Genomic DNA, 12288 nt, shown 5'->3' with positions numbered 1-12288 from the left:
TCTCTCGCGTTCTCGTATCTCAAATTCGCATTTCTTTTAAGGAGTTTCGTTCTTATGGCCACTAAATTCGTTTATTTCTTTGGCAACGGCAAAGCCGAAGGCAACGGCACGCAAAAAGATCTATTGGGCGGCAAAGGGGCCGGTTTGGCCGGCATGTCCAAAGCGGGTGTTCCGGTGCCCCCGGGTTACACCATCACCACGGACACATGCCGTTATTACTACGCCAACGGAAAAAAATTGCCCAAAGAGCTCGCCGCCCAACAAAAAGAAGCCATGGCCAAGCTCGAAAAGAGCCTCGGGAAAAAGTTCGGCGACAACAGCAACCCCATCCTGGTCTCCGTCCGCTCCGGCGCCAAGTTCTCCATGCCCGGCATGATGGACACGATCCTCAACCTCGGCTTGAACGACGAGGCCGTGCTCGGCTTGGCCGCGAAGACCGGCAACGAGCGTTTCGCCTGGGACGCCTACCGCCGCTTCATCTCCATGTTCGGCAACGTGGTCATGGAAATCGAAAAGGGCGAATTTGAAAAGGAACTGGAATCCGTCAAGCACAAAAAGGGCGTCCACCTGGACACGGAGCTCGGCGTGGGCGACCTCAAGAACGTCGTGGACCTCTTGAAGAAGCTGGTCAAACGCGAAACCGGCAAGGATTTTCCCCAGGACCCCTGGCGGCAGTTGGAGGACGCCCGGAACGCCGTCTTCCGCAGCTGGAACAACCCCCGCGCCATCACCTACCGCCGCCTGAACAAGATCTCCGACGACATCGGCACCGCCGTCAACGTCCAGGCCATGGTGTTCGGCAACATGGGCAACGACTCGGGCACCGGCGTGGGCTTCACCCGCAACCCCTCCTCCGGCGTGAAGGAATTCTTCGGCGAATACCTCACCAACGCCCAGGGCGAAGACGTGGTGGCCGGCATCCGGACCCCCAAGCCCATCAAAGAACTCGAGAACGACATGCCCAAAGTGTACAAGCAACTGCGGGACATCACCTCGAAGCTCGAGAAGCATTACCGCGACATGCAGGACTTTGAATTCACCATCGAAAAGGGCCAGTTGTTCATGCTCCAGACCCGCAACGGCAAGCGGACCGGCATCGCCGCCGTCCGCGTCGCCGTGGAAATGGTGAACGAGAAGTTGATTTCCAAGGAAGAGGCGCTCCTGCGCATCGAACCCGACCAGTTGGCCCAGTTGTTGGCCCCCGTGTTCGACAACAAGGAGAAGGCCGCCGCCGTGAAGGGGGGACGGTTCCTCGCGAAGGGCATCGACGCCGGTCCCGGCGCCGCCACCGGCCGCGTGGCCTTCACCTCCGAAAAGGCCGTGACCATGTCCAAGCAGGGCCCCGTGGTTTTGGTCCGCCCCGAAACGAACCCCGACGACATCGAAGGCATGGTCGTCGCGGAAGGCATTTTGACCGCCATCGGCGGCCGCACCAGCCACGCGGCGGTCGTTGCCCGCGGCATGGGCAAGCCCTGCGTGGTGGGTTGCGGTGTGTTGAAGATCGACCTGGACGCCGGCGTCCTGGCCGTGAACGGCACCCGCGTCAAGGAAGGGGACTATCTGTCGATCGACGGGTTCACCGGCGATGTCATCACCGGCCAGGTGCCCACCCTGCCCTCGGAAGTCGTGCGCGTCCTGCGCGGCGAGTTGGACAGGAAGGACGCCCCCCTCTACGGAACCTTTGAGACCGTCATGAAATGGGCCGACGTTTACCGGAAGATCAACGTCCGCGCCAACGCGGACATCCCCCGGGACGCCGTGATGGCCCGGGCCCTGGGCGCCGAAGGCATCGGCCTCTGCCGCACCGAGCACATGTTCTTCGCCCCCGAGCGCTTGCCCTTCATGCAGGAGATGATCCTGGCGGACACCGAGGAACAGCGCCGCGTCGCCCTCGACAAGCTCTTGCCCTTCCAGAAGGACGACTTCAAGGGCCTGCTCAAGGAGATGAAAGGCTACGGCGTGACGATCCGCACCCTGGACCCGCCCCTGCATGAGTTCTTGCCGAAGACGAAGGAAGACGCGACGGAGCTGTCCAAGAAAATCGGCATCCCGACCGACAAGATCCTTCAAAAGACCCAGGAACTCCACGAGTTCAACCCCATGCTGGGGCACCGCGGTTGCCGCCTGGGCATCACCTACCCGGAGATCACCGAAATGCAGGTGCGGGCGATCCTGCTCGCCGCCTGCGAGTTGAAAAAAGAGGGCGTGACGGTGGTGCCCGAGATCATGATCCCCTTGGTCGGGAACGTCAAGGAGCTCAAGGACCAGACCGCCATCGTCCGCCGCGTGGCCGAGGAAGTCCAAAAGGCCCAGGGCGTGAAGGTGAAATACCTGCTCGGCACCATGATCGAGGTGCCGCGCGCCGCCCTGACGGCGTCCGAGATCGCCGCGGAAGCGGAATTCTTCTCCTTCGGCACCAACGACCTGACCCAGATGACCCTCGGCTTCTCGCGCGATGACGCGGGCAAGTTCACCAAGGTCTACCTGGACAAGAAAATCTTCACCGACGATCCCTTCGCGACCCTCGACCAGACGGGCGTGGGGAAACTGATGGACATGGCCGTCAAAGACGGCCGCAAGACCCGCAAGGACCTCAAATGCGGCATTTGCGGCGAGCACGGCGGCGACGCGGCTTCGGTCAAGTTCTGTTACCGGGCCGGCCTCAATTACGTGTCGGCCAGCCCCTTCCGCGTCCCCGTGGCGCGACTCGCGGCGGCCCAGGCGGTCATCGAGGCGAAGTCCGGGAAAAGCTACTCGTCGAAATAACGGTTACCAAAAACGGGGGGCGGGCGCCGGCGAGGGCCCGCTCCCCGTTTTATTTTCTATGATCTACTAACCCGGCCCCGAAGGGGGAGCCCCCTTTTGCTCGGCTTCTGCGTTGCTCCTCGGTTACGATGGCCCGCATCGCGCCCTCGTCGCGCCTTGAACCCGGACAAAATAGGGCTCCCAGAATGTAGCCTAAATCAGGGACGGGTTAGTAAGAAGCACAATTCCTCGGGAGAATCACCGGCCCGGAAGGCGGACGGCGATTGGAATTGCCCTATTTCATTGTGGACGCCTTTACCGACCGCGTGTTCGGCGGCAACCCGGCGGGCGTCTGCCCGTTGACCGCATGGTTGCCCGACGAAACCTTGGCCCGGGTGGCGGCGGAAAACAGCCTGTCGGAAACCGCTTTTTTCGTCCCCGCCGAGGGGGGGTACCAATTGCGTTGGTTCGCCCCCGGGGGAGAGGTGACCCTTTGCGGGCACGCCACCATGGCGGCGGCCTATGTGTTGTGGGAGAAGTTGGGGGTCGCCGGCCCCCAGGTTTTTTTTCAGACCCAGAGCGGTCCTTTGTCGGTGTACCGGTCCAGCGGGTGGACCGTGCTGGATTTGCCGGCCTTTCCCCTGACGGAAACCCTGTCGGTCCCCGACGACCTGGTCGAGGGTTTGTGGGCGCGCCCCACCGAAGTTTACAGGGCCATGGATTATGTCGCCGTCTTTTCCGAGGAGGAGAAGGTCCGCGATTTGACCCCGCGCTTGGAGTTGCTGAAGCGGATTGAGACCCGGGGGGTCATCGCCACCGCCCCGGGGAAACAGGCGGACTACGTGTGCCGGTTTTTCGCGCCCCGGCTTGGGATCCCCGAGGACCCGGCCACGGGTTCCGCCCAATGCGTGTTGGCGCCCTATTGGGCGAAAAAATTGGGAAAAACGAGTTTGCGTGTACGGCAATTGTCCCCGCGCGGCGCCGAAATGTATTGCGAGGTGGCGGGAGACCGTGTTCGCGTCGCCGGACACGCCGCGCTCTACTTGGAGGGCCGCATTCACGTCCCGGACGCCCCCGCGTCCTCGAAATAACCCGTCATGAACGCCTTGTCAGAAATCCTCAAAGAGAAAATCCTTATTTTGGATGGCGCCACCGGGACCGCCCTTCAAAAAATGGACCTCACCGCGGCCGATTTCGGCGGGGCCGCCTACGAGGGATGCAACGAGCACCTCGTCCTCACCAAACCCGAGGCCATCACGGCCGTGCACGAAAGTTACCTGGCCGCGGGGGCCGACATCATCGAGACCAACTCCTTCGGTTCCACGCCGTTGGTGTTGGCCGAATACGGGCTTCAGGACAAGGCCGAAACCATCAGCCGCGTGTCCGCGGAGTTGGCCCGCGCCGCCGTCCGGAAACACGCCACCCCCGCCCGGCCGCGGTTTGTCGCCGGTTCGGTGGGCCCCACCACCAAATCGCTTTTCGTCACCGGCGGGGTCACCTTCGACGCGCTGGTCGAGACGTTCCACGTCCAGGCGCGCGGCCTGTTGGCCGGGGGTGTCGATCTCTTCCTCGTGGAAACGGCCCAGGACAGTCTTAATATCAAGGCCGCTTTGATTGGTCTCGACCGCGCCATGGCCGAGTGCGGCCGCCGGGTGCCTGTGAGCGTTTCGGCCACGGTGGAGCTCATGGGCACGACCCTGGCGGGGCAAGGCATCGAGGCCCTGTATTACTCTTTTCAACAGCGGGATCTGTTCAGTCTGGGGCTCAACTGCGCCACCGGGCCCGATTTCATGGCGGATCACATCCGCACCTTGGCCGACATTTGCCGCTTCGGCGTGTCCTGCTACCCCAACGCGGGGCTTCCCGACGAAGAGGGCCGCTACAACGAAACCCCCGAAGACATCGCCCAAAAGATGGCGCGCTTTGTGGACAAGGGGTGGGTCAATCTCATCGGCGGCTGTTGCGGCACCACCCCGGACCACATTCGCCGGCTGGCCCAAATGGCCGAGGGGAAACCCCCGCGCCGCGGCCGCGGCGCGCCCCGGTTCACGTTGTCGGGCTTGGACCCTTTTGTCTTGACCGAGGACATGCGTCCCGTCCCCGTGGGGGAGCGCACCAACGTCATCGGGAGCCGCAAGTTCAAGGAAATGATCGTCGCGGGATCCATTGAGGAGGCCGCGGAGATCGGCCGCAAACAGGCCCGGTCGGGCGCCCAAATCATCGACGTCTGTCTCGCCAACCCCGACCGCAACGAAGCCGCGGACATGGACGCGTTTTTGAACCACCTCACGCGAAAAGTCAAAACGCCGCTCATGATCGACTCCACGGACCCGTCGGTGATGGAGCTCGCCCTCAAAAAGTGCCCCGGCCGCTCGGTCATCAATTCCATCAATCTGGAAGACGGGGAGGAGCGGTTCGAGCGCGTCGTGCCTTTGTTGAAGACCTACGGCGCGGCGGTCGTGGTGGGCTGCATCGATGAGGACAAGACCCAGGGCATGGCCGTGACCCGGGAACGCAAATTGGCCGTGGCCCGACGGGCCCACGCCCTGCTGACGGGGAAATACGGTCTTGAGCCCGAGGACCTCGTGTTCGATCCCCTGGTTTTTCCCGCCGCCACGGGGGACGTCCATTACGTGGGGTCCGCCCGGGAGACCATCGAGGGACTTCGGCTCATCAAAAAGGAATTTCCCCGGTGCAAGACCGTCCTGGGGGTCAGCAACGTGTCTTTCGGACTGCCCGAGGCCGGGCGCGAGGTGTTGAACGCGGTGTTCCTCCACCACAACGTCGAGGCCGGCCTCGATTTCGCGATCGTCAATTCGGAAAAGCTGGCGCGCTACCCGTCAATCCCGGCGGAGGAACGGGCCCTGGCGGACCGTCTGCTCTTCGCTTCCCCGGCGGAGTCCAAGGCCGCGGTGGACGCGTTCGCGGCCTATTTCCGCAACAAGTCCGCGCGGCCCCCGGCGCCCAAGATCAAAGCCGGGACGCCGGCGGAACGCCTGCCGCGCAACGTTGTCGAGGGGTCCAAGGAGGGGTTGTTGGAAGACCTCGACGCCCTGCTCGCCGGGGGGGCGGCCCCCTTGGACATCGTGAACGGCCCCCTCATGAAAGGGATGGACGAGGTCGGCGGCCTGTTCGCCAAGAACGAGATGATTGTGGCGGAAGTCCTGCAGAGCGCCGAGGTGATGAAAGCCGCCGTCGCCCATCTTGAACCGCGCATGAGCGCGACCGACCGCGCGGCGCGGGGCACCATCGTGCTCGCCACGGTCAAAGGCGACGTGCACGACATCGGCAAAAACCTCGTGCACATCATTCTCAAAAACAACGGGTACCGCGTGGTCGATTTGGGGATCAAATGCCCGCCCGAAGACCTGGTCCGCGCCGTGCGCGAACACCGGCCCGACATGGTCGGGCTGTCGGGGCTTTTGGTCAAGTCCGCCCAACAGATGGTCGCGACCGCCGAAGACCTGGCCGCCGCGGGCATCGATTTGCCCCTGCTGGTGGGCGGCGCCGCGCTGTCTGAAAAATTCACCGCCACCAAAATCGCTCCCGGTTACACGGGGGCCGTCCTCTACGCCAAGGACGCCATGACGGGACTCGACCTTGCCAACCGGTTGGTCGACGCGGCCGGGCGGCCGGACCTGTTGAACAAAGTCCGGGCCCGCCAGGAGGAACTGCGCGCGGGGGCGCGCGCCGCCGCGGTGTCATCGGCCCCGATCGCGCCCGCCACCGTGGCGCGTCATTACGTCCCCCCGACCCCCCCGGACCTCAAACCCCACAACCTGACCGATTTTTCGGTGGAGGACATTTTCCGCTACATCAACCCCGTCATGCTTTACGGGAAACACTTGGGGTTGCGCGGGCAATTGGCCAAGCAATTGGCCGCCGGTGAGGAAAAAGCGGTCAAATTGCACCGGGAGGTCACGGCGCTTCAAGACGAGATCCTGGCCCGCCGGTTGATCCGCCCGGCCGCGGTGTGGCGTTTTTTCGCCGCCGACGCCGAGGGAAACCGATTGCGCCTGTACGGTTCGCCCGACGACCGGGACGCCGCCGCGACGTTCGATTTCCCGCGCCAAACCGGGGGGGAGGGCCTTTGCCTCAGCGATTTCGTTCTCCCCGCGGGCGACCGCATAAGCCGCTTTGCGGCCCCCGGTGCCGGGAGCTCCGCGACCGGCCGGCGCGACTACGTCGCCCTGTTTGTGGTCACCTGCGGGGACGGCGTGCTGGAGCTGTCCCGGGAATGGCGGGAAAAGGGGGATTACCTCAAATCCCACGCCCTTCAGTCCATCGCCATCGAGTCGGCCGAGGCCTTCGCCGAACTTCTCCACGAGCGGATTCGCGCCATGTGGGGGTTCCCCGACCCGGCCGGACTCTCCCTGTCGGAAAAATTCCAGGCCAAATACCGGGGCCTGCGGGTGAGTTTCGGCTACCCCGCGTGCCCCCATTTGGAGGACCAGCGTCCCCTGTTCCGTCTGTTGACTCCGGAATCCATCGGGGTTCGACTCACCGAGAATTGCATGATGGAGCCGGAAGCCTCCGTGTCGGCCCTGGTCTTCCACCACCCCGAAGCGCGCTACTTCTCCGTTGAGGGTTCGTCGCAGAGCTCCGGGGACCTGGGGCCGCCGGGCGGCTGACGCGGCCCCTCGTCGACGGAAATGGTAAAATAACACCCCCATGTCGTTTATCTATTTCGATAACAACGCGACGACGCCGGTGCGCCCCGAAGTGCTGGAGGCGTTGAGGCCCTTTTTGACGCCCGGGGGGGAATTCGGCAACCCCTCCAGCCTGCACACCACCGGCCAGCGCGCGCGCGCGGCCCTGGAAACGGCCCGGGAACGGGTGGCCGGCCTTTTGGGCGCCGCGGACCCGGAGGAGATCGTTTTCACCTCCTCGGGCACCGAGTCGGACAACATGGCCATCATTGGCGCGGCCTTCGCGCACCGCGACAAAGGCCGCCGGATCGTCACTTCCGCCGTCGAGCATCACGCCGTGCTCCACACATTGGATTACTTGGAAAAAGAGCACGGGTTCATCGTGACGCGCCTGCCGGTGGACCTCCACGGGCGCGTGTCCCCCGACGCCCTGGCCGCGGCGCTCACGCCGGACACGATTTTGGTCACCGTCATGGCCTCCAACAACGAAATCGGCACCGTCCAACCCCTGCGCGCCCTGGGCGAGGTGTGCCGCAAGGCGGGCGTGCTGTTCCACACGGACGCCGTGCAGAGCGCCGGCAAAACCCGCCTCGACCTTAAAAAAGAGCCCGTGGACATGGCGTCCATTTCCGGGCACAAAATTTACGCGCCCAAGGGCATCGGCGCCCTTTACCTGCGGCGCGGGGTGCGTCTGCACGCGATCTTGCACGGCGGGGCCCACGAAAAAAACCGCCGGGCGGGAACCGAGAACATTTCGGGGGCGGTGGGGTTGGGCGCGGCCTGCGCCTTGGCCGCGGCGGAACTGGACCGGGAGTCGGCCCGGGTGCGTGCCCTTCGCGACCGCCTGGAAAAAGGGCTCTTGGACCGCGTTCCCGCGGTGTTTGTCAATGGGCACCCCACGGAGCGTCTCGGCAACACCACGAACCTGACTTTCGAGTGCGTGGAAGGGGAGTCCTTGGTGTTGGCCCTCGACCAGGCGGGGTTCGCGCTCAAAAACACCGACACCCCCGGTGTCGAGGTGTCCACCGGCTCCGCCTGCGCGTCGGGGCTCCTGGAACCCTCCCACGTGCTCAAGGCCATCGGCGTGCCCCCGGAGCACATCCACGGAAGCGTGCGTTTTTCCCTCGGGCATTTCAACACCGACGCCGACGTCGACACCGCCTTGGAGATCGTCCCCGCGGTGGTGGCCCGTCTGCGGGCGCTCTCGCCGTTGTGGGAGGACCGCCTGAAAGGCGCGGGGAAACGCTGATGTATTCTCAAAAAGTCATGGACCATTTTCAAAACCCCCGGAACGTGGGGGAAATGCCCGACGCGGACGCCGTCGGCAAGGCCGGCAGCCCCACCTGCGGGGACATCCTGCGCCTCTACCTCAAGTTCGACAACGGCCGCGTGGCGAAAGCCAGCTTTAAAACGTTCGGCTGCGGCGCGGCGATCGCGGCGTCCTCCGTGCTGACGGAGTTGGCCCTGGGCAAAACCGCGGCGGAACTGCGCCGGATCACCAACCAAAACGTGGCCGACGCCCTGGGCGGACTGCCGCCCATCAAGATGCATTGCTCGGTGCTCGCCGAGCAGGCGCTCCACAGCGCCCTGGAGGGCCGGTGAACGTCGTCGTCGCCATGTCGGGCGGGGTCGACTCGTCGGTCGTGGCGGCGATCCTGAAAGAGGCCGGGCACCGCGTCATCGGCGTGACGTTGAAGCTCTTGGAGAAAACCACCGGTTTTGGTTGTTGCGGGTCCACCCGGGACATCGACGACGCCCGCGCCGTCTGCGCGCGCCTGGACGTGCCCCACTACGTTCTGGATTTTTCCGGCGAGTTCCGCAAAAACATCATCGCCCCGTTCGTCGACGATTACGTGAGCGGCCGCACGCCGAACCCCTGCATCGCCTGCAACCGCCACGTGAAGTTCGACGCCCTGCTGAAAAAAGCCCTGGCCCTGGGGGCCGACGCCGTGGCCACGGGCCACTACGCCCGGATCGTCCCGTTGGTGCGCGATGGGAAATCCCATCGTCGACTGCGGCGCGCGCGCCATCTGCCCAAGGACCAATCCTACGTGCTCTACCACCTCGGTCAGGCCGAGCTGGCCCGGTTGATGTTCCCCGTGGGGGAGCTGACCAAGGATCAGGTGCGCGACGCCGCGCGGCGCTGGGGCTTGAAAGTGGCCGAAAAGGACGAAAGCATGGAGATTTGTTTCGTGCCCGACGCCGACGCCGGCGGTTTCGTCGCCGCCGAGGCCAAAGCCGGCCCGACCCTGGCCGAAGGGCCGGTCCGCACCCTGGACGGCCGCGAGGTGGGCCGACACAAGGGCGTGGCCCGCTACACCCGGGGCCAGCGCAGCGGGTTGGGGGTGGCCCTGGGTCGGCCTGTCTATGTGGTCGACCTCGATCCCGCCACCAACACGGTTTTCGTCGGGGAGGACGCGGACACCCTCTCCCCGGAAGCCGCGATCGCCGAGGCTTTTTGGGCGGAGGGCGCGGCCCCGGCCGCGCCCGTCACGGTGGACGTGCAGATTCGCTCCCGCCACGGGGCCGCCCCGGCGGTCGTGACCCCGGTCAACGGGGGCGCCCGCGTGCGTTTTGTCGAGCCCCAGCGGGCCGTGACGCCGGGCCAGGCGGCCGTTTTTTACGAAGGGGACACGGTTTTGGGCGGCGGCGTCATCGCCGCGGCGACGCCCATCGGACGGACGAAGAGCGGGGGCCCGCGATGACCGACCTGTCTTTGCTCTTGCGCGGGACCGTGAAAGTGTTCTCGCGCGCGGAACTGGAGGAACGGTTGGCGGCGGGACGTCCCCTCCGTGTCAAGTTGGGCGTCGATCCCACGGCCCCGGACCTCCATCTGGGGCACACGGTCGTGCTCACGAAACTCCGGCAATTCCAACAGGCGGGGCATCACATCGTTTTCATCATCGGCGACGCCACCGCCCGGGTCGGCGACCCTTCGGGCCGATCCGAAACACGCCCTCCGCTCGATGCCGACGCCGTGAAAGCCAACGCCCGCACGTATCTCGCCCAGGTGTTCAAAATACTGGACGAGAAAAAAACCGAGGTGCGGTGGAACAGCGAATGGCTCCTGCCTCTTTTTTCAAACACCGACCCCGACCCGTCCAAACGGTTCCTGTCGATCATGGCCAGGCACACGGTTCAACAACTTTTGGAGCGGGAGGATTTTCAAAAACGCTTGGCCGCCAAAACCCCGATTTCCCTCCTCGAATTGTTTTACCCGCTGATGCAGGGCCACGATTCGGTGGCGGTGCGGGCCGACGTGGAACTCGGGGGAACCGACCAGCTGTTCAACCTGTTGATGGGGCGGGAACTGCAAAAAGACGCCGGCCAGCCGCCGCAGATCGTCATGACGTTGCCGTTGCTGGAAGGCACCGACGGCGTGCGGAAAATGTCCAAATCCTACGGCAACGCCATCGCCTTGAACGAACCCGCCAACGAGATGTTCGGTAAAGTCATGTCGCTTTCGGACGCGATGATGTGGAAGTTTTACGAGCTTTTGACGGAGGAAGACCTCGCCGCCGCGAAAGCGCTCCACCCCATGGAAGCCAAGAAGCGATTGGCGGGGCTCCTGGTCGAACGTTACCACGGCGCCGCGGCGGCGCCCGCCGCCCGGACCCATTTTGAAAACGTCTTTTCCCAACGTTCGGCGCCCGAAGACATCCCGACCCACCGCGCGACCCGGTCGCCGATCCGCCTGCCGGACCTTCTGGCGGAGGCGGGTTTGGCGCCTTCCAAGAACGAGGCCCGCCGGTTGATCCAGCAGGGGGCGGTCGAGGTCGCGGGCGAGCGGGTGACGGACGACCGCGACATCGTCGTCCACGCGCCGCTCTTGGTGAAAGTCGGCAAGCGGCAGTTCCGCAAAATCCTCACCCCGGAATGACCGCCCCCGTCGCCCCGCCGGGACGTTGGGTTTTGCGGCTCGTGGGGTTGACGCTGAAACATTGGCGTGAGGACAATTGTCCGCTGATCGCCGCCGGTTTGGCCTATTACACCATCATCTCCCTCGTCCCCTTGTTTTTGATCGCCCTGGCTCTCGGCGGTATGTTGCTGGGCCCCATCGCCTCCGTGAATCAATTGGCCCCCGCCCTTGAGGGACTACTCGGGGCCCAGATCGCGCGCCCCATCGAAAAAATGGTGCTCGACGCCGCGCAGCGGGAATGGGGTGGCGCGACCCTGGCCAGCGTGGCGATTCTTTTCTGGGTGGCGTCGATCGTGTTCAACCACCTGCAGCGCGCCTTGAATCTCGTTTGGGAATGCCCGGGACGCCGCGGGGTGGGCGGCGAGTTGCTCAACCGCCTGGTCGCCTTCGGCATGGTGATGGGCACGGGGCTCTTCGTTCTGGTTTTCGCGGTCATGATGGCGGGGCTCGGCCTGTTGCGCAACGTGCTCGACCCCTGGGTTCCGCTCCTCGAGAGCTTCCCTTTTTGGTGGGCCATGAACCTGGCAATTTTCTTCCTGCTGATGATGCTTTTTTGGGGAATGGTCTATCGGTTTTTGCCGACCTTGAAATTGCGCTGGCGGGACGTCGGCGTGGGGGCCCTGGTCACAACGGCGTTGATGACGGGGGGAATTTACGTTTTGGGTTACTATTTCAGCCGCGTTAAGTTTTGGTCGATCTTCGGCGCCGCGGCCTCGGTGATGGTCGTGCTGATTTGGATCTACTTCACCAACCAAATATTCCTGTTGGGCGCCGAATTCACCTGGGCGTGGGCCCACCGGCATGTGCTTTTGAACAACGCCGGCGTTTCCACTCCACCGCCGCCAGCGTCGCTCCGGCCATAAAAACCGCCCAAGGGTGCAGCAGGAAGGACGGGGGGCGGTGAAGCCCGCGCACCACCCAGGCCGCCGCGAACAACACCTCCACCGATAAAAACCCGATCAACAGCGCGGCGCC

General features: G+C 64.5%; 8 protein-coding genes. All 8 read left to right on the top strand.

Annotated features, from left to right (window positions below):
- Positions 1–54: 54 nt before the first annotated feature.
- The 8 genes from IPI56_09345 (at position 55) to IPI56_09310 (ending at position 12176) form a co-directional block, all read left to right on the top strand.
- Complete coding sequence (locus IPI56_09345) at positions 55–2766, top strand: pyruvate, phosphate dikinase (protein MBK7545929.1); 2712 nt, start codon at positions 55–57, stop codon at positions 2764–2766.
- Between the two features lie 263 nt (positions 2767–3029).
- Positions 3030–3836, top strand: coding sequence for a PhzF family phenazine biosynthesis protein (locus tag IPI56_09340; GenBank protein ID MBK7545928.1), 807 nt, complete (start codon positions 3030–3032; stop codon positions 3834–3836).
- Positions 3837–3842: 6 nt separating this feature from the next.
- Positions 3843–7376 (top strand): methionine synthase, encoded by a 3534-nt coding sequence (metH, locus tag IPI56_09335; GenBank protein MBK7545927.1) that lies wholly within the window; start codon positions 3843–3845, stop codon positions 7374–7376.
- A 40-nt stretch (positions 7377–7416) separates the two neighbouring features.
- A complete protein-coding gene (gene nifS / locus IPI56_09330) occupies positions 7417–8643 on the top strand; it encodes a cysteine desulfurase NifS (GenBank protein MBK7545926.1) in 1227 nt (408 codons plus the stop codon).
- Positions 8643–8996, top strand: a complete 354-nt coding sequence (locus IPI56_09325; protein MBK7545925.1) for an iron-sulfur cluster assembly scaffold protein — start codon at positions 8643–8645, stop codon at positions 8994–8996. The genes nifS and IPI56_09325 overlap by 1 nt, the downstream gene beginning before the upstream one ends.
- Before the next feature lie 14 nt (positions 8997–9010).
- Complete coding sequence (gene mnmA, locus IPI56_09320) at positions 9011–10099, top strand: tRNA 2-thiouridine(34) synthase MnmA (GenBank protein MBK7545924.1); 1089 nt, start codon at positions 9011–9013, stop codon at positions 10097–10099.
- Positions 10096–11274 (top strand): tyrosine--tRNA ligase, encoded by a 1179-nt coding sequence (locus tag IPI56_09315; GenBank protein MBK7545923.1) that lies wholly within the window; start codon positions 10096–10098, stop codon positions 11272–11274. The genes mnmA and IPI56_09315 overlap by 4 nt, the downstream gene beginning before the upstream one ends.
- Positions 11271–12176, top strand: coding sequence for a YihY/virulence factor BrkB family protein (locus IPI56_09310; protein MBK7545922.1), 906 nt, complete (start codon positions 11271–11273; stop codon positions 12174–12176). Before IPI56_09315 ends, IPI56_09310 begins: the two co-directional genes overlap by 4 nt.
- Positions 12177–12288 lie beyond the last annotated feature (112 nt).

This window comes from Elusimicrobiota bacterium, assembly GCA_016706425.1.
Classification (GTDB): domain Bacteria; phylum Elusimicrobiota; class Elusimicrobia; order FEN-1173; family FEN-1173; genus JADJJR01.
Note: the sequence above shows the minus strand (reverse complement) of the source record. Positions and strands in the feature narration are given on the sequence as shown.